Origin of the sequence: Paenibacillus vortex V453, assembly GCF_000193415.1 — a bacterium.
Classification (GTDB): Bacteria; Bacillota; Bacilli; order Paenibacillales; family Paenibacillaceae; genus Paenibacillus_AQ; species Paenibacillus_AQ glucanolyticus.
Window position 1 is genome coordinate 17016 of the sequence record NZ_ADHJ01000054.1, and the last position, 16029, is coordinate 33044.

28 protein-coding genes are annotated in these 16029 nt (G+C 46.1%); all 28 read right to left on the reverse strand.

Features of this window, described 5'->3' with window-relative positions:
• Positions 1–87: 87 nt before the first annotated feature.
• A complete protein-coding gene (secY, locus tag PVOR_RS27820; RefSeq protein WP_006212902.1) occupies positions 88–1386 on the reverse strand; it encodes a preprotein translocase subunit SecY in 1299 nt (432 codons plus the stop codon).
• Complete coding sequence (gene rplO, locus PVOR_RS27825; protein ID WP_006212903.1) at positions 1386–1826, reverse strand: 50S ribosomal protein L15; 441 nt, start codon at positions 1824–1826, stop codon at positions 1386–1388. Before rplO ends, secY begins: the two co-directional genes overlap by 1 nt.
• 45 nt (positions 1827–1871) lie before the next feature.
• Entirely contained in the window at positions 1872–2057 is a 186-nt protein-coding gene (gene rpmD, locus PVOR_RS27830; protein WP_006212904.1) for a 50S ribosomal protein L30, read from the reverse strand.
• Positions 2058–2069: 12 nt separating this feature from the next.
• On the reverse strand, positions 2070–2567 hold the full coding sequence (rpsE, locus tag PVOR_RS27835) for a 30S ribosomal protein S5 (RefSeq protein WP_006212905.1): 498 nt from the start codon (positions 2565–2567) through the stop codon (positions 2070–2072).
• A 26-nt stretch (positions 2568–2593) separates the two neighbouring features.
• Entirely contained in the window at positions 2594–2962 is a 369-nt protein-coding gene (gene rplR / locus PVOR_RS27840) for a 50S ribosomal protein L18 (protein ID WP_006212906.1), read from the reverse strand.
• 112 nt (positions 2963–3074) lie between these two features.
• On the reverse strand, positions 3075–3617 hold the full coding sequence (rplF, locus tag PVOR_RS27845) for a 50S ribosomal protein L6 (protein ID WP_006212907.1): 543 nt from the start codon (positions 3615–3617) through the stop codon (positions 3075–3077).
• Between the two features lie 29 nt (positions 3618–3646).
• A complete protein-coding gene (gene rpsH / locus PVOR_RS27850; RefSeq protein WP_006212908.1) occupies positions 3647–4045 on the reverse strand; it encodes a 30S ribosomal protein S8 in 399 nt (132 codons plus the stop codon).
• A 33-nt stretch (positions 4046–4078) separates the two neighbouring features.
• Positions 4079–4264, reverse strand: a complete 186-nt coding sequence (locus PVOR_RS29970) for a type Z 30S ribosomal protein S14 (protein ID WP_006037933.1) — start codon at positions 4262–4264, stop codon at positions 4079–4081.
• A 46-nt stretch (positions 4265–4310) separates the two neighbouring features.
• Complete coding sequence (gene rplE / locus PVOR_RS27855) at positions 4311–4853, reverse strand: 50S ribosomal protein L5 (RefSeq protein WP_006212909.1); 543 nt, start codon at positions 4851–4853, stop codon at positions 4311–4313.
• 28 nt (positions 4854–4881) lie between these two features.
• The gene (gene rplX / locus PVOR_RS27860) at positions 4882–5238 is read right to left on the reverse strand and encodes a 50S ribosomal protein L24 (RefSeq protein WP_006212910.1); all 357 of its coding nucleotides are present in this window, start codon (positions 5236–5238) and stop codon (positions 4882–4884) included.
• Positions 5239–5317: 79 nt separating this feature from the next.
• A complete protein-coding gene (gene rplN / locus PVOR_RS27865) occupies positions 5318–5686 on the reverse strand; it encodes a 50S ribosomal protein L14 (protein WP_006212911.1) in 369 nt (122 codons plus the stop codon).
• A 36-nt stretch (positions 5687–5722) separates the two neighbouring features.
• The gene (gene rpsQ / locus PVOR_RS27870; RefSeq protein ID WP_006212912.1) at positions 5723–5989 is read right to left on the reverse strand and encodes a 30S ribosomal protein S17; all 267 of its coding nucleotides are present in this window, start codon (positions 5987–5989) and stop codon (positions 5723–5725) included.
• 44 nt (positions 5990–6033) lie between these two features.
• The gene (gene rpmC / locus PVOR_RS27875; RefSeq protein WP_006212913.1) at positions 6034–6231 is read right to left on the reverse strand and encodes a 50S ribosomal protein L29; all 198 of its coding nucleotides are present in this window, start codon (positions 6229–6231) and stop codon (positions 6034–6036) included.
• A complete protein-coding gene (rplP, locus tag PVOR_RS27880; RefSeq protein WP_006212914.1) occupies positions 6221–6655 on the reverse strand; it encodes a 50S ribosomal protein L16 in 435 nt (144 codons plus the stop codon). The genes rpmC and rplP overlap by 11 nt, the downstream gene beginning before the upstream one ends.
• 2 nt (positions 6656–6657) lie before the next feature.
• Positions 6658–7323, reverse strand: a complete 666-nt coding sequence (rpsC, locus tag PVOR_RS27885; protein ID WP_006212915.1) for a 30S ribosomal protein S3 — start codon at positions 7321–7323, stop codon at positions 6658–6660.
• A 13-nt stretch (positions 7324–7336) separates the two neighbouring features.
• Positions 7337–7669 carry a 50S ribosomal protein L22 gene (gene rplV, locus PVOR_RS27890; RefSeq protein WP_006212916.1) on the reverse strand — a complete coding sequence of 111 codons (333 nt, stop codon included), beginning with the start codon at positions 7667–7669 and terminating at the stop codon, positions 7337–7339.
• A gap of 36 nt (positions 7670–7705) precedes the next feature.
• A complete protein-coding gene (rpsS, locus tag PVOR_RS27895; RefSeq protein WP_006212917.1) occupies positions 7706–7981 on the reverse strand; it encodes a 30S ribosomal protein S19 in 276 nt (91 codons plus the stop codon).
• A 73-nt stretch (positions 7982–8054) separates the two neighbouring features.
• Positions 8055–8885 carry a 50S ribosomal protein L2 gene (gene rplB / locus PVOR_RS27900; RefSeq protein WP_006212918.1) on the reverse strand — a complete coding sequence of 277 codons (831 nt, stop codon included), beginning with the start codon at positions 8883–8885 and terminating at the stop codon, positions 8055–8057.
• Positions 8886–8914: 29 nt separating this feature from the next.
• A complete protein-coding gene (gene rplW, locus PVOR_RS27905) occupies positions 8915–9208 on the reverse strand; it encodes a 50S ribosomal protein L23 (protein WP_006212919.1) in 294 nt (97 codons plus the stop codon).
• Positions 9208–9831 carry a 50S ribosomal protein L4 gene (gene rplD, locus PVOR_RS27910; protein ID WP_006212920.1) on the reverse strand — a complete coding sequence of 208 codons (624 nt, stop codon included), beginning with the start codon at positions 9829–9831 and terminating at the stop codon, positions 9208–9210. Before rplD ends, rplW begins: the two co-directional genes overlap by 1 nt.
• A 26-nt stretch (positions 9832–9857) precedes the next feature.
• Positions 9858–10481 (reverse strand): 50S ribosomal protein L3, encoded by a 624-nt coding sequence (gene rplC / locus PVOR_RS27915; RefSeq protein WP_006212921.1) that lies wholly within the window; start codon positions 10479–10481, stop codon positions 9858–9860.
• 41 nt (positions 10482–10522) lie between these two features.
• Positions 10523–10831, reverse strand: a complete 309-nt coding sequence (gene rpsJ / locus PVOR_RS27920) for a 30S ribosomal protein S10 (RefSeq protein WP_006212922.1) — start codon at positions 10829–10831, stop codon at positions 10523–10525.
• Positions 10832–11158: 327 nt separating this feature from the next.
• On the reverse strand, positions 11159–11902 hold the full coding sequence (locus tag PVOR_RS29405; RefSeq protein WP_006212924.1) for a methyl-accepting chemotaxis protein: 744 nt from the start codon (positions 11900–11902) through the stop codon (positions 11159–11161).
• On the reverse strand, positions 11880–11990 hold the full coding sequence (locus PVOR_RS33135) for a protoglobin domain-containing protein (RefSeq protein ID WP_160164041.1): 111 nt from the start codon (positions 11988–11990) through the stop codon (positions 11880–11882). The genes PVOR_RS29405 and PVOR_RS33135 overlap by 23 nt, the downstream gene beginning before the upstream one ends.
• Positions 11948–12181, reverse strand: coding sequence for a protoglobin domain-containing protein (locus PVOR_RS29410; protein WP_268741818.1), 234 nt, complete (start codon positions 12179–12181; stop codon positions 11948–11950). The genes PVOR_RS33135 and PVOR_RS29410 overlap by 43 nt, the downstream gene beginning before the upstream one ends.
• Positions 12182–12304 carry a hypothetical protein gene (locus PVOR_RS32710; protein ID WP_006212926.1) on the reverse strand — a complete coding sequence of 41 codons (123 nt, stop codon included), beginning with the start codon at positions 12302–12304 and terminating at the stop codon, positions 12182–12184. It lies immediately after the preceding gene.
• Positions 12305–12657: 353 nt separating this feature from the next.
• Positions 12658–13848, reverse strand: coding sequence for an elongation factor Tu (gene tuf / locus PVOR_RS27930; RefSeq protein WP_006212927.1), 1191 nt, complete (start codon positions 13846–13848; stop codon positions 12658–12660).
• A gap of 95 nt (positions 13849–13943) precedes the next feature.
• Positions 13944–16025 (reverse strand): elongation factor G, encoded by a 2082-nt coding sequence (gene fusA, locus PVOR_RS27935; RefSeq protein ID WP_006212928.1) that lies wholly within the window; start codon positions 16023–16025, stop codon positions 13944–13946.
• Positions 16026–16029 lie beyond the last annotated feature (4 nt).

A 16029-nucleotide genomic window follows, 5' to 3' on the forward strand; every position in this document is an offset into this window, starting at 1 on the left:
TTACGTCACTCCCTCCCCTTGATTGACTAGCAAGAACAACACAATAGGCGCCGGGAAGCAGACTGACCACTCGCCGGAACCTATCGCCTATTTATTGATAAAACCTTTGTAATGACGTTTGATCAATTGGCTTTCGATCTGCTTCATCGTGTCCAGTGCAACACCAACAACGATCAAGAGTGATGTACCGCCGATCTGAACCGTACGTGGAAGACCTGCAAGTGATCCGAAGAATACCGGAAGTACAGAGATCACGGCCAGGAACAGGGCTCCTGTCATGGTCAAACGGGTCATAACCCGAGTCAGGTACTTCTCGGTAGCTTTACCAGGACGAATGCCTGGAACATAGCCGCCGTTCTTCTTCATATTGTCAGCCATTTGGTTAGGGTTCATCTGCACGAAGGTGTAGAAGAACGTGAAACCAATGATCATGAGCACATACAGCACCATTCCAAGCGGACTGTCATAAGCCAGGTTCGCCGTAATCCATTTCGCCCAACTCATGTGTCCCCAGAAGCTGGCGAGAATGACCGGGAACTGCAGCAGTGACATCGCAAAGATTACCGGAATAACGCCTGCTCCGTTAATCTTAAGTGGAATGTGAGTATTCTGTCCGCCGTACATTTTGTTTCCTACAACACGCTTGGCGTATTGAACCGGAATTTTACGGATACCTTGCTGAATGAATACAACACCGGTAATGATCAGAATCAAAATCAGAAGGATAATAAGACCTTTCAAAGTGTTCATGAACACTTGACCATCCTGAATGAAGTTCGATTCAATCGTTGTCCGAATGTGCATCGGAATACCAGCAGCGATACCAGCAAAGATAATGATCGAAATACCGTTACCGATTCCGCGTTCCGTTATCTGTTCACCGAGCCACATCAAGAATGATGTACCTGCGGTAAGCACGACCGCAATTACAACGTAGTCGATAAACGTTGCTCCAGGAACCATTTCTGCGCCGTACATACGGTTAAAACCGACGGACATTGCGAAGGCCTGAATCAATCCCAATATTACCGTACCATAACGAGTAATTTGAGCCAACTGCTTCTTCCCGTGTTCCCCTTGTTTGTTCCATTCCGCAAACTTTGGAATGACGTCCATCGACAGCAACTGTACGATAATGGACGAAGTAATATATGGAAATATCGAAAGGGCGAAAATCGAAAACTGCGATAGCGCGCCCCCCGAGAACGTGTTAAGAAGACCAAACAACTCGTTACCTGCCTGATTCGTCTGTGTAAAGACATCTTTGTTAACACCGGGAACCGGAACAAAGGATCCAATACGGAAAATAATCAGAACGAACAAGGTGAATATAATCCGTTTGCGAAGCTCCTCGACACGCCATATATTTTTCAGGGTCTTAAACATTAGATCACCTCGGTTTTACCGCCGGCAGCCTCGATCTTCTCTACCGCAGATTGAGAAAACTTATTAGCTTTTACAGTCAAAGAAACGGTAACTTCACCGTTGCCAAGAATTTTGATTCCGCTCTTTGTATTGTTAACAATACCGCTCTCAACCAAAACTTCTGGAGTCACTTCAGTACCTGCTGCAAAGCTGTTAAGTTCTTCGATGTTCACAATCGCGTACTCTTTCCGAGTTGGGTTTACGAAACCGCGCTTCGGAAGACGACGATACAATGGGTTCTGTCCACCTTCGAAGCCTGGACGCACACCACCGCCGGAACGAGAGTTTTGTCCTTTGTGACCGCGACCCGACGTTTTGCCCGTACCACTACTAGTACCGCGTCCAACGCGCTTGCGTTCTTTGCGGGATCCAGGTGCTGGGCTCAGCTCATGTAACTTCATCGTTCGTTGCACCTCCTTAATATGTCCGGGAAAAACAACCCGGGATTAACCTTCGATTTCTTTAACAGAAACCAGGTGATTTACTTTCTTGATCATTCCGCGAATTGCAGCGTTGTCGCTTTGAACAACGGAATGGTTGATTTTGCGAAGACCAAGTGTTTTCACGGTTGCACGCTGATCTTCTGGACGACCAATCACGCTGCGTACGAGGGTGATTTCAAGTTTAGCCATGAGATTCCCTCCTTAACCCAACAGCTCTTCGACGGATTTGCCGCGAAGCTTGGCAACATCTTCAGCACGCTTCAGGCGGGATAACCCTTCCAAAGTCGCATTGACCATGTTCATGGAGTTCGAAGAACCTAGAGATTTTGTCAAAATGTCGCCTACACCAGCCAGTTCGAGTACTGCACGAACAGGACCGCCAGCGATAACTCCAGTACCTTCAGATGCTGGCTTCAATAATACTCGGCCTGCTCCGAAGTGACCTGTTACGAGGTGAGGAATAGTGGTTCCAACAAGTGGAATGTGAATCAGGTTTTTCTTAGCATCTTCAATACCTTTGCGGATTGCATCTGGTACTTCGCCTGCTTTACCGATACCTGCTCCTACCCAACCTTTGCCATCACCGACAACTACCAGTGCACTAAAGCTAAAGCGACGTCCGCCTTTTACAACTTTAGCAACGCGGTTAATGTTTACTACTCTTTCAGTCAGTTCTAAAGTGTTAGGATCTACACGCAAGTCGTTTACCTCCTTTTGAAAATATCTTAGAATTCAAGGCCTGCCTCGCGAGCTGCCTCTGCAAGAGCTTGAATACGTCCATGGTACAAATATCCACCACGATCGAATACGATCGATTTATGACCTTTGTCTGCAGCACGTTTTGCAACGAGTTCGCCGACTTTACGTGCGGATTCAACGCTTCCGCCGTTCTTAATGTCGCCAGCCAATTCTTTATCAAGCGTAGAAGCTGATGCCAAAGTCACGCCAGCCACGTCGTCAATCAGTTGAGCATAGATGTGTTTCGAAGAACGGAACACGTTCAGACGTGGACGTTCAGCTGTGCCCTGGATTTTCTTACGGACACGCAGGTGTCTTTTCAAGCGAGCTTTGTTCTTGTCTTGTTTCGTAATCATGCTTCCATTTCCTCCCTTCAGTTTTGCCTTAAGAGCTTCACTTTTAGACGCATCGGGTAAGTATGGGAGAAGAGGCTAGTTACCCACCAGGCGAATCCCCGGTTAGCTAACCTTACTTCTTCTTACCAGCTTTACCTTCCTTACGGATAATGCGTTCACCTTCGTATTTAATCCCTTTACCTTTATAAGGCTCAGGCTCGCGTACGGAACGGATCTTAGCAGCGTAAGCACCTACGCGCTCTTTATCGATACCGCGAACAGTGATTTTTGTATTTACCGGCACATCAAATTCGATACCAGCTTCCGGTGTGATTTCAACTGGGTGGGAGTAGCCCACGTTCAGAACGATTTTATCTCCGGATTTGCTTGCACGGTATCCAACACCGACCAACTCAAGGTTTTTCGAGAATCCTTCAGTTACACCGTTGACCATGTTTGAGACAACGCTGCGGGTCGTGCCGTGAAGAGAGCGATGTGTTTTGTTGTCGGAAGGACGAACAACATTGATCTCGTTGTTTTCTACTGTAATTTGCATGTCTTTATGCAGTTCACGAGTCAAGGTTCCTTTAGGCCCCTTAACAGTAATTACAGTGTTATCCAGTGTGACTTCCACACCATTTGGAATAGCAATTGGTTTACGACCAATACGGGACATTCATTACACCTCCTATCTTGTGACGTTGATTACCATACGTAGCAGAGAACTTCTCCGCCAGCTTTGGATTGACGAGCTTCTTTGTCGGTCATAACTCCCTTAGACGTGGAGATGATCGCAATACCCAAACCACCAAGTACACGAGGTACTTCGTTGCTCTTCGTGTAAACGCGAAGACCTGGTTTGCTAATTCTTTTCAGACCTGTGATTACGCGTTCGTTGTTAGAACCATATTTCAGGAATACACGAATGATCCCTTGTTTATTGTCTTCTACAAACTCCGCATCACGGATGAAGCCTTCACGCTTCAAAATGTCAGCGATTTGTTTCTTAATTGTCGAAGCAGGCATTTCTACCGTTTCGTGGCGAACCGTGTTCGCGTTACGAATACGAGTTAGCATATCTGCAATTGGATCGGACATAGTCATGTAGGATAAACCTCCTTCCCGTTTATAAACTTCTTACCAGCTTGCTTTTTTCACGCCAGGAATCTGGCCTTTATAAGCTAATTCACGGAAACAAATTCTGCAAACTTTAAACTTCTGCAGTACCGAATGTGGGCGACCACAACGTTCACAACGGGTATATGCCCGTACTTTGAATTTCGGTGTACGTTGTTGTTTAACTTTCATCGAAGTTTTTGCCACTTAGCCTGACACCTCCTAAATAGTTTCGGAGAAAAGGACAACCGTCTTATTTTGCGAAAGGCATGCCCAGTTGAGCAAGCAGTTCACGGGATTCTTCGTCGGTTTTAGCAGTCGTTACGATAACGATATCCATACCGCGAACCTTATCCACTTTGTCATACTCAATTTCAGGGAAAATGAGTTGCTCTTTCAGACCGAGCGTATAGTTACCGCGTCCGTCAAATGCTTTGGTGGACACGCCTTGAAAGTCACGTACACGTGGAAGTGTAACGTTGAACAGCTTGTCGAGGAAGTAGTACATACGCTCACCGCGCAGTGTTACTTTCACACCGATTGGCATGTTCTCACGGAGTTTGAATCCCGCGATGGATTTCTTCGCACGGGTGATAACCGGTTTTTGACCAGCAATCAGCTGCATGTCGTTCACAGCGGAATCAAGTACTTTCGAGTTAGATACTGCGTCACCAACACCCATGTTGACAACCACTTTCTCGATTTTTGGTACTTGCATTACTGTCTTATAGCTAAACTTCTGCATCAGAGCAGGAGTTACTTCGTTCAAAAAACGTTCTTTCATTCTTGCTGCCATGATTCAAGGACCTCCTTTCTCAACCGTCTTATTTATCAATAACTTCTCCGGATCTTTTTGCTACGCGAACTTTTTTGCCGTTGTCCAGTACTTTGTAACCGATACGGGTTACTTTTCCGCTCTTCGGATCAACGTGCATAACGTTCGATACATGGATCGGAGCTTCCTTCTCGATGATACCGCCTTGTGGGTTCATTTGGTTTGGCTTTTGGTGTTTTTTGATCATGTTCACACCTTCAACCAAAACGCGATTTTCACGAGGGTACGCTGCGATGACACGGCCTTTTTTGCCTTTGTCTTTACCGCTGATGACGATAACTGTATCATCTTTTTTCACGTGCAGTTTGTTGCTATGGGATTCCAGAACTTTTTTCACTTTAGGCATTCGTTACACCTCCTATGACTAGCCAGTTCAACTATTTATCGGGTTCCCGAAAAGTTACGTCACTTTTTGGGGTGTTATATTAGATTACTTCCGGAGCCAAGGAAACGATTTTCATGTAGTCTCTTTCGCGAAGTTCGCGAGCAACTGGTCCGAAAATACGAGTTCCGCGTGGGCTTCTGTCGTCTTTAACAACAACAGCTGCATTCTCGTCAAATGAGATGTAAGATCCGTCTTTACGACGAACAGAACGTTTCGTACGAACGACTACCGCTCTTACTACATCACCCTTTTTGACAACGCCGCCTGGTGTTGCTTGTTTGACGGAACATACGATCAAATCACCGATTTGAGCTGTACGACGACCAGTACCACCCAATACGCGGATACACATCAGTTCCTTCGCACCGGAGTTGTCAGCAACAGCTAAACGTGTAAATGGTTGAATCATTTAAATTTCCTCCTTCCATCGAAAACTGATCATATCTTAGATGATAACCGCTTTTTCAACCACTTCTACCAGTCTCCAACGTTTGTCTTTGGATAGAGGGCGAGTTTCCATGATTTTAACGGTATCTCCGATTTGAGCTTCATTGTTTTCATCATGCGCTTTAAATTTCTTCGTGTATTTAATGCGCTTGTGATACAAGTCATGCTTCTTATAAGTTTCAACAGCTACAACAACGGTTTTATCCATTTTATCGCTGACAACCTTACCGATTTGCACTTTACGAGCATTACGTTCTTCGCTCATTTGTTAGCCTCCTTCCTGAATACAGAACAATCGTTTCTGTTTCATTAACTAATCCCAAGTTCTCTTTCATGGATAACGGTTTTAGCACGAGCTATTTCTTTGCGAACATCACGAATCCGAGTTGGGTTATCAAGTTGGCCAGTAGCCAACTGAAAACGGAGGTTAAAGAGTTCCTCTTTAAATCCGGAGATTTTTTGCTCGATTTCTGCAGTGGTTAAGTTGCGCAGTTCATTAGCTTTCATTTGCTTCACCACCCACTTCTTCACGTTTCACAAACTTCGTTTTAACAGGCAGCTTGTGAGCGGCGAGACGCATCGCTTCGCGGGCGATCTCCTCAGACACGCCTCCAAGTTCAAACATGATTTTGCCTGGTTTTACAACGGCAACCCATTTCTCAACGTTACCTTTACCGCTACCCATCCGCACCTCGAGAGGCTTTTGAGTAATCGGCTTATCTGGGAAAATCTTAATCCATACTTTACCGCCACGGCGAATATAACGAGTCATCGCGATACGCGCAGCTTCGATCTGACGGTTAGTAATCCAACCTGGTTCAGTAGCTTGCAAGCCAAATTCGCCGAAGCTTACTTCCGTACCGCCTTTAGCTTGGCCTCTCATATGGCCGCGCTGTTGTTTGCGGTGTTTTACACGTTTTGGTACCAACATGATTAGTTGCCTCCTTCCTGAGCAGCTTGTTTCTTAGCCGTAGGAAGAACCTCTCCACGATAGATCCATACTTTCACGCCGATACGGCCGTAAGTCGTATGCGCTTCTGCTGTACCGTAGTCGATGTCTGCACGAAGCGTATGAAGTGGAACAGTTCCTTCACTGTAGCCTTCCGTACGAGCAATCTCGGCTCCGCCAAGACGTCCGCTGACTGATGTTTTAATCCCTTTTGCTCCAGAGCGCATCGTTCTTTGGATTGCTTGCTTCAGCGCACGACGGAAAGATACACGACGTTCCAGCTGTTGTGCAATGCTTTCAGCAACAAGAATTGCGTCCAGTTCAGGGTTTTTGATTTCAGAAATGTTGATATGAACTTTTTTACCGCCGGCAATTTTAGTCACTTGTCCGCGCAGTACTTCTACTTCGGAACCACCTTTACCGATAACCATACCTGGTTTCGCAGTGTGGATCGTCACGTTCACACGATTTGCCGCTCTCTCGATTTCAATACGGGATACAGCGGAGTCTTTCAATTTATTTTTCAGGTATTCACGGATTTTCACGTCTTCCAGCAAAAGATCACCGAAGTCTTTGCCTGCATACCATTTGGATTCCCAATCACGGATAATACCGATACGGAGTCCTACTGGATTTACCTTTTGGCCCACACGTTTTCCCTCCTTATTTTTCAGCTACCACCAAAGTAATGTGGCTGGTGCGTTTATTGATCCGGCTTGCACGTCCCATTGCACGCGGGCGGAAACGTTTCATAGTCGGTCCCTGGTTGACATAAGCTTGCGTCACAACCAATTTAGTTACATCCAGTGAGTAGTTATGCTCAGCGTTTGCGATAGCCGAGTTCAAAAGCTTCTCAAGAACTGGAGATGCAGCTTTAGGAGTGTGACGAAGAATTGCGATCGCTTCGCCGACTTGCTTACCGCGAATCAAGTCAACAACGAGTTGAGCTTTACGAGGAGCAATACGAATCGATCTTGCATGTGCTTTTGCTTCCATATGTTTAACCTCCTCTCAAACAAAGAGCTTCATTAATTATCTTCTCGTTTTCTTGTCGTCTTCATGACCTTTGTAAGTACGAGTTGGAGCAAACTCACCCAACTTATGTCCTACCATATCTTCTGTTACATATACAGGTACATGTTTACGGCCATCATATACACCGAACGTGTGACCGATAAATTGCGGGAAAATAGTGGAACGGCGGGACCACGTTTTGATTACAGCTTTTTTGCTTGCTGCGTTCATGTCCTCCACTTTTTTGAGCAGATATCCGTCAATAAAAGGTCCTTTTTTCAAACTACGGCTCATATTGAAATCCTCCCTTCACCAAATTGTCTCGTTACCTTCGAGCCTGTCACGAAGTTATGCACTTAAACGCGCATTACTTCGTGCGGCGGCGAACGATATATTTGTCAGAAGCTTTTCCTTTTTTACGTGTTTTGTAACCAAGGGTTGGTTTGCCCCATGGAGACATAGGCGATTTACGTCCGATTGGAGCGCGGCCTTCACCACCACCGTGAGGGTGATCGTTAGGGTTCATTACCACACCACGTACTTCAGGACGTTGTCCAAGCCAACGGCTACGACCAGCTTTACCGATTTTGATCAACTCATGGTCTTGGTTACCCACAGAACCGATGGTTGCACGGCAAACTTTCAGGATGCGGCGAACTTCACCGGAAGAAAGACGAACAGTTACGTACTTATCTTCTTTACCGAGAAGTTGAGCTTCTGTACCAGCAGCACGAACCAATTGTCCGCCTTTGCCTGGTTTCAATTCGATGTTGTGGATAACTGTACCTACTGGAATGTTTTCCAGTGGAAGTGCGTTACCGATCTTGATGTCAGCACCTACTCCAGATACTACTTGGTCTCCAACTTTCAGACCTTTAGGAGCGATGATATAACGCTTCTCACCATCTACATAGTGAATCAGAGCGATGTTGGAAGTACGGTTCGGGTCGTATTCGATTGTAGCAACGCGACCTGGAATGCCGTCTTTGTTCCGTTTGAAGTCGATAATACGGTATTTACGCTTGTGTCCGCCGCCATGGTGACGAACCGTAATTTTACCTTGGTTGTTGCGGCCAGCTGTTTTGCTCAGTGGAGCCAGCAACGATTTTTCCGGCTGATTCGTGGTGATTTCTTCAAAAGTCGACACGGACATGTTGCGTCGAGCCGGGGATGTCGGTTTATACTTTTTAATAGGCACTGAGTTTTCCCTCCTTACTTAAGAAATTCTTATTCAACCGATTCAAAGAACTCGAGCGGTTTGCTGTCTGGAGCCAAAGTTACGATTGCCTTTTTCCACTCGGTTGTGTAACCGGAATAACGGCCGTAACGCTTTGGTTTCGCAGGAACACGCATCGTATTCACGTTCGATACTTTAACTTTAAAAATAGATTCGACAGCTTGCTTGATCTCGGTCTTGTTAGCACGGATATCCACTTCAAAAGCGTATTTCAGCTCTGCCATGTAGTCAGCCGTACGTTCCGTGATCACCGGGCGCTTGATTATATCGCGTGGGTCTTTCATTACGCGAGCACCTCCTCTACCTTCTGAACTGCTTCCTTCGTAATGATCAGTTGATCGTACGACAGTACGTCAAGAACATTAATGCCGTCAGCCGCTACGAATTTCACACCAGGAATATTACGTGCGGAAAGGGCTACATTATCATCATAGCTTGGAGCAACAATCAGAGCTTTACGGCCTACTTTCAGGTTGCTAAGAATGTTAGCAAACTCTTTTGTTTTCGGCGTATTCAGCGTCAGTTGATCCAATACGATAATTGCGTTGTCAATCACTTTGGAAGACAATGCGGATTTAATAGCCAAACGACGGACTTTCTTAGGAAGTTTAAATGTGTAGCTGCGCGGAGTTGGTCCAAATACCACACCGCCGCCTTTCCATTGTGGTGAACGGATCGATCCTTGACGAGCACGGCCAGTACCTTTTTGTTTCCAAGGCTTACGTCCGCCGCCGCGTACTTCAGAACGTCCTTTTACTTTGTGGGTACCACGACGAAGGGAAGCGCGCTGCAACAATACTGCGCTGTGCAGTACGTGCGTGTTCGGCTCGATGCCGAATACAGCTTCATTCAATTCTACTTCGCCAACTTGGCTACCGCTGACATTATAAAGTGCTACTTTAGGCATTGTTTGTTCCTCCTTTCTTTAGGCGATTATTTCTTCACCGTTTCTTTAATTTGAACGAAACCTTTTTTAGGTCCTGGAATGGATCCTTTAACAAGGATTACGTTACGCTCTGCATCGACTCTAACAACTTCGAGCTTTTGGATCGTAACTGTTTCATTGCCCATGTGACCTGGCAGACGTTTTCCTTTAGGAACACGGTTTGCCTGGATCGAACCCATGGAACCCGGTCTACGGTGATAACGGGAACCGTGAGACATTGGTCCGCGGCTTTGTCCCCAACGCTTGATTACACCTTGGAAACCTTTACCCTTGGAAATACCCGTTACGTCAACAAATTCGCCTTCTGCGAAGACATCAGCCTTCAGCTCTTGTCCAACCTCGACACTCGCGAGGTCAACACCGCGAATTTCGCGAACGTAGCGCTTAGGCGCAGTGTTTGCTTTTTTCGCATGGCCTGCTTCTGGTTTGTTAGATCTGTTCTCTTTCTTGTCAGAGAAACCGACTTGAATCGCTTCGTATCCGTCGTTTTCCAGATCTTTCTTTTGAAGAACAACACAAGGACCTGCTTCGATAACCGTTACAGGAATTACAATACCTTCAGGGGTAAATACTTGAGTCATTCCGAGCTTTCTACCTAAGATACCTTTCATGTTGACACCTCTTTTCTCTTCTCTAATTCGTTATGCTGGTCTTACAGTTTGATTTCGATATCTACACCGGACGGCAGGTCCAAGCGCATCAAGGCATCCACAGTTTGTGGAGTCGGGTTCACGATGTCGATCAAGCGTTTATGAGTACGCATTTCGAACTGTTCCCGAGAATCCTTATACTTGTGCACCGCACGGAGAATGGTAATTATTTGTTTCTCAGTTGGAAGCGGAATCGGACCGGATACACCAGCACCCGAACGTTTTGCTGTCTCAACAATTTTCTCAGCGGATTGATCAAGAACTCTGTGGTCGTATGCTTTCAAGCGAATACGAATTTTTTGCTTTGCCATTTTATTCCCTCCTTCTATCGCCCAATTTGGTATCGGACATACTCCGTGAAAATTTTCCAACCACCTGCCTCATGGCAAAGGGGCCGGGTGTGTCGGTAACCTCTCACATCATCGCAACGTCGCAGAACAACATTTACTATTATATATAAAAGATAGGCGCATTGCAAGCACTAATTCATATTTCATGCGTTTTTACATTTGCTCCGTGTTTTTCTTGAAATTTTCAGCTGAAATCGCTGCTTCTGATGTAGCTTCCCGTATGCTGCCAATCGTCATGGACAGCAATTTCATTTGCTTTTCTGCTGTGATCATCTGATCCGCACTGGATTATACAGATAACAGAATATCGGTGAACAATTGGCTAGTCTCTTCTGATTGGTTCTTCCCTTTCCCCGTAAGCAGCTGTACATGGTTAATAGATTCTAACACTTCGGATGTGATGGATCTGGATTTCGTTACGATATCAGTTATACGGTTCACTGTCGTTCTTGTATCCTCGGAGAGACGACTGACCTCCTGAGCCACAACAGCAAAGCCTTTTCCATGTTCCCCAGCACGCGCCGCTTCTATAGTAGCATTGAGCGAGAGCAGTTTGATCTGTGCCGCTATTTCCTGCACGCTTACCGCTATCAGGGCAATCTGTCTGGAGGAATCATGAAGTTCTTGTACAGCATGCTGCATATCCGAGGTGCTCTCATCTATTGCATTCATCTGTACTGCCAAATCCGCTATCTTAGCCTCTCCAGCCAGAGCATAAGAAATAGATCCTTGGGTAGTGGCCGAAGTCGTCTGAAACGCAGTAGTCACCTCGCCGCTGCTTGACATCAAGCGTTCTACAGCTTCATTTATGTCCAGTGTCAGATCGGATATCTCACCGACAAAAGCAGCAATGCTCTGCTTTAATTCTTTTCGGACTATTTCATATTGCAGTTGTTTCTCGTTCATGTTCTCCTTCTCGTAAGCTTCCAGTACAAGCTGTTGCTCCAAGCTGAGCAGCTTGGTGATCGTCGACACGATCCGAATTTGCTGTTCCTCTTCTTTCACTTCTTTATATAATCTTGAAGAATTCATTCTGCAGATTCTGAAAAGCCGATAAGTACCATTTAGGCTCCAGTCCTACCCGTTTGTGGTCTTCGGCAATACGGAATCTTTTCCCCACGTAGGCTTCATTGTGATCTCGCCGTTTAATATTTGAAAAAGATGATCCCTTAAGGTCTGTTTCAACCTTTCAATTGTACTATGCTGCACAATGATATTCCTCAACTTATCCACATCCACAACAGATTGGTAAAAAGCATCGGTGATCGCTTCCAACTTCTGCTCCATCTGCGGGCGTAACTGCTTTAGCAGTTACAAATCTCCCACTGTCAGACCGATCATTCTCATCTGTTCATTCAGTTCACCCAACTTCTCCTGGTATATTGTAACTCTCTTCGAGGGGATCACGCTGTACTTCTGCAGACGAAACGACATGGGCCATATTCTTCTTCATAAAAGCAAACGGGCACTTCATAATGAACTGTGCTCTCCATTCTATATATTAGGTAGTTTCTTATCTGTGAAGCAGACTTCAAACAGAGATTGTAATCATGTTAGGCGCAAATATAGAATGAATCCTTCAATATATGGCATATTCTGTGTAGTAAGCTTGACTTTTTTTCTACAAATATTCGAAATAATGCAGTTCCCTTGTTTTACGCTGCTCAAGCTTTTGTACAACAGAAAAAGAGCCCAATCCCAAGGGATCGGACTCTTTTATCAGGACATCACATTGTTGCTTGTTACAATACACTGTTGCTATATGCAAGGCTGTTTGTAGGCCTTAATTATTTAATGATGGTAGCAACGGAACCAGCACCTACGGTACGGCCGCCTTCACGAATGGAGAACTTAGTTCCTTCTTCAATCGCGATTGGGTTGATCAGGTTAACCGTAACGGTGATGTTATCACCAGGCATAACCATTTCAGAACCTTCTGGCAGGTTGATCACACCAGTTACATCCGTAGTACGGAAGTAGAACTGTGGACGGTAGCCAGTGAAGAAAGGCTTATGACGTCCGCCTTCTTCTTTGCTCAGTACGTATACTTGAGCAGTGAACTCTGTGTGTGGTTTAACGGAAGCAGGCTTAGCAAGTACTTGACCACGCTCGATTTGAGTACGGTCTACACCACGAAGCAATGCGCCGATGTTGTCACCAGCTTGAGCGGAATCCAGCAATTTACGGAACATTTCAACGCCCGTAACAACGGATTTCTTAGTTTCTTCAGCGATACCAACGATTTCGATTTCTTCACCAACTTTGATCGTACCACGCTCTACACGACCTGTAGCAACGGTACCACGACCAGTGATGGAGAATACGTCCTCGACAGGCATCAAGAAAGGCTTGTCAGTGTCGCGCTCTGGCAATGGGATGTACTCGTCGATTGTTTTGAACATTTCAACGATTTTTTGTGCCCATTCGCCATCTGGGTTTTGCAGAGCTTCACGAGCGGAACCACGAGTAATCGGAGTGTCGTCGCCTGGGAAGTCATACTCGCTCAGAAGGTCGCGAACTTCCATTTCAACCAATTCCAAGAGCTCTTCGTCATCAACCATGTCGCATTTGTTCAAGAATACAACGATGTAAGGTACGCCTACTTGGCGGGACAACAGGATGTGCTCGCGAGTTTGCGGCATTGGGCCGTCAGCTGCGGATACAACCAGGATCGCTCCGTCCATTTGAGCTGCGCCAGTGATCATGTTTTTAACATAGTCAGCGTGACCTGGGCAGTCAACGTGTGCATAGTGACGAGCGTCAGTTTCGTACTCTACGTGGGAAGTAGAGATTGTGATACCGCGTTCGCGCTCTTCTGGAGCTTTGTCGATTTGATCGAAAGACATTGCTGCGCCACCATAAGTTTTGGACAATACACTTGTGATTGCAGCAGTCAGAGTAGTTTTACCATGGTCAACGTGACCGATAGTACCGATGTTAACATGGGGTTTCGTACGTTCGTATTTAGCCTTTGCCATTTGAACAATTCCTCCTTAAGGGGATATATATGTTGGGCCGGAAGCGGAGTTAACGGGATATACGTCCCGCCTCCTATCCAGCAGGTAAAACGTTATTACTCTCCGCCTTTGATCTTGGACACAATTTCATCGGAGATACTCTTAGGAACTTCTTCATAATGGGAGAGTTCCATGGAGAACACACCGCGTCCTTGTGTACCGGAGCGAAGGGTAGTGGAGTAACCGAACATTTCGGAAAGAGGTACTTTCGCACGGATAATTTGAGTACCACCACGGGAGTCCATACCTTCGATACGTCCACGGCGGGAGTTCAGCATACCCATTACGTCGCCCATGTATTCCTCAGGCACGGTAACTTCTACTTTCATGATTGGCTCAAGCAGGACAGGCTTACACTTTTCTTTTGCTGCTTTCAGAGCCATGGAGCCGGCGATTTTAAACGCCATTTCATTGGAGTCAACATCATGGTATGAACCGTCAACGATGGTTGCTTTAACGTCAACAAGCGGGAAGCCGGCAAGTACACCGTTCTTCATTTGCTCTTCAATACCTTGTTGTGCAGGACCAATATATTCTCTTGGTACGGAACCACCGACAACCTTGCTCTCGAACTGGTTACCGCTACCTGCTTCCAATGGTTCGAACTCAACCCAAACGTGACCGTATTGACCACGACCACCGGACTGACGAACGAATTTACCTTCAACACGTGCAGGTGCACGGAAGGTTTCACGGTAAGCTACCTGTGGTTTACCCACATTGGTTTCTACTTTGAACTCACGACGCATACGGTCGATGATGATGTCCAAATGAAGCTCACCCATACCAGCCAAGATCGTTTGGCCTGTTTCTTCATCAGTATGCGCACGAAGAGTTGGATCCTCTTCAGTCAACTTACCGAGAGCAACACCCATTTTATCTTGGTCAGCTTTTGTTTTAGGCTCAACTGCGATTTCGATAACCGGATCAGGGAAGTTCATGGACTCCAGGATAACCGGGTTTTTCTCATCACATAGTGTATCACCTGTGCCCGTATCTTTCAAACCTACAGCAGCTGCGATATCTCCGGCAAATACTTCGGAAATTTCTTGGCGGCTGTTCGCATGCATTTGAAGGATACGACCAATGCGCTCACGCTTGCCTTTAGTTGCATTCAGTACGTAAGAGCCGGATTGCAGAACACCGGAATATACGCGGAAGAATGTCAGCTTACCAACATAAGGGTCCGTAGCGATTTTGAATGCCAAAGCCGAGAACGGCTCTTCATCAGAAGAATGCCGAATTGCTTCAGTTCCGTCTTCAAGGGAACCCTTGATATCTGGAACGTCAGTTGGAGCCGGCAAATAATCGATTACGGCATCAAGCATCAACTGAACGCCTTTGTTACGGTAAGAAGATCCACAGATAACAGGGAAGATCTTAACTTCGACAACACCTTTACGCAGAGCGGCTTTCAACTCAGCAATGGTGATTTCTTCACCTTCAAGGTATTTCATTGTCAAGTCTTCGTCAAGTTCTGCTACCTTCTCAACTAACTCGTTGCGAAGCTCTTCCACTTGATCCTTGAACTCTGCTGGAATTTCGGTTTCTTCGATATTTTGACCAAGGTCATCTTTATACATGAAAGCTTTTTCCTCGACAATATCGATGATGCCAATGAAATCGTTCTCTGCACCGATCGGAAGCTGAATCGCTACCGCGTTCGCTTGCAGACGCTCTCTCATGTCTTTAACTACGTTCAAGTAGTCGGCACCGATAATATCCATTTTGTTTACGTATGCGATCCGCGGAACTCCGTAACGGTCTGCTTGTCTCCAAACAGTCTCCGACTGAGGTTCAACGCCCTCTTTCGCACTGAATACACCTACTGCCCCATCCAATACACGAAGGGAACGTTCAACTTCTACTGTGAAGTCAACGTGCCCCGGGGTGTCGATAATATTAACGCGATGACCCTTCCAAGAAGCGGTAGTCGCAGCGGATGTAATCGTGATCCCGCGCTCCTGTTCCTGCTCCATCCAGTCCATTGTAGCAGCACCTTCGTGAACTTCCCCGATTTTGTGCGTACGGCCTGTATAGAACAAAATCCGCTCTGTAGTGGTCGTTTTACCAGCGTCAATATGCGCCATGATCCCGATATTACGTGTATTTTTCAAGGAGAACTCTCTTGTCGCCATGCGA

Coding starts and splice junctions, on each gene's coding strand:
- rplO (WP_006212903.1), bottom strand. CDS start 1,826: ATGAAGTTACATGAGCTGAGCCCAGCACCTGGATCCCGCAAAGAACGC.
- rpsH (WP_006212908.1), bottom strand. CDS start 4,045: ATGACTATGTCCGATCCAATTGCAGATATGCTAACTCGTATTCGTAAC.
- rpsS (WP_006212917.1), bottom strand. CDS start 7,981: ATGAGCCGTAGTTTGAAAAAAGGACCTTTTATTGACGGATATCTGCTC.
- rplC (WP_006212921.1), bottom strand. CDS start 10,481: ATGAAAGGTATCTTAGGTAGAAAGCTCGGAATGACTCAAGTATTTACC.
- rplP (WP_006212914.1), bottom strand. CDS start 6,655: ATGTTGGTACCAAAACGTGTAAAACACCGCAAACAACAGCGCGGCCAT.
- rplE (WP_006212909.1), bottom strand. CDS start 4,853: ATGGCAGCAAGAATGAAAGAACGTTTTTTGAACGAAGTAACTCCTGCT.
- rpmD (WP_006212904.1), bottom strand. CDS start 2,057: ATGGCTAAACTTGAAATCACCCTCGTACGCAGCGTGATTGGTCGTCCA.
- PVOR_RS32710 (WP_006212926.1), bottom strand. CDS start 12,304: ATGTCGTTTCGTCTGCAGAAGTACAGCGTGATCCCCTCGAAGAGAGTT.
- rplV (WP_006212916.1), bottom strand. CDS start 7,669: ATGGAAGCAAAAGCACATGCAAGATCGATTCGTATTGCTCCTCGTAAA.
- rplR (WP_006212906.1), bottom strand. CDS start 2,962: ATGATTACGAAACAAGACAAGAACAAAGCTCGCTTGAAAAGACACCTG.
- rplW (WP_006212919.1), bottom strand. CDS start 9,208: ATGAAAGACCCACGCGATATAATCAAGCGCCCGGTGATCACGGAACGT.
- rplN (WP_006212911.1), bottom strand. CDS start 5,686: ATGATTCAACCATTTACACGTTTAGCTGTTGCTGACAACTCCGGTGCG.
- rplX (WP_006212910.1), bottom strand. CDS start 5,238: ATGCCTAAAGTGAAAAAAGTTCTGGAATCCCATAGCAACAAACTGCAC.
- rpsQ (WP_006212912.1), bottom strand. CDS start 5,989: ATGAGCGAAGAACGTAATGCTCGTAAAGTGCAAATCGGTAAGGTTGTC.
- PVOR_RS29405 (WP_006212924.1), bottom strand. CDS start 11,902: ATGAATTCTTCAAGATTATATAAAGAAGTGAAAGAAGAGGAACAGCAA.
- rpmC (WP_006212913.1), bottom strand. CDS start 6,231: ATGAAAGCTAATGAACTGCGCAACTTAACCACTGCAGAAATCGAGCAA.
- rpsJ (WP_006212922.1), bottom strand. CDS start 10,831: ATGGCAAAGCAAAAAATTCGTATTCGCTTGAAAGCATACGACCACAGA.
- rplF (WP_006212907.1), bottom strand. CDS start 3,617: ATGTCCCGTATTGGTCGTAAACCAATTGCTATTCCAAATGGTGTGGAA.
- fusA (WP_006212928.1), bottom strand. CDS start 16,025: ATGGCGACAAGAGAGTTCTCCTTGAAAAATACACGTAATATCGGGATC.
- secY (WP_006212902.1), bottom strand. CDS start 1,386: ATGTTTAAGACCCTGAAAAATATATGGCGTGTCGAGGAGCTTCGCAAA.
- rplD (WP_006212920.1), bottom strand. CDS start 9,831: ATGCCTAAAGTAGCACTTTATAATGTCAGCGGTAGCCAAGTTGGCGAA.
- tuf (WP_006212927.1), bottom strand. CDS start 13,848: ATGGCAAAGGCTAAATACGAACGTACGAAACCCCATGTTAACATCGGT.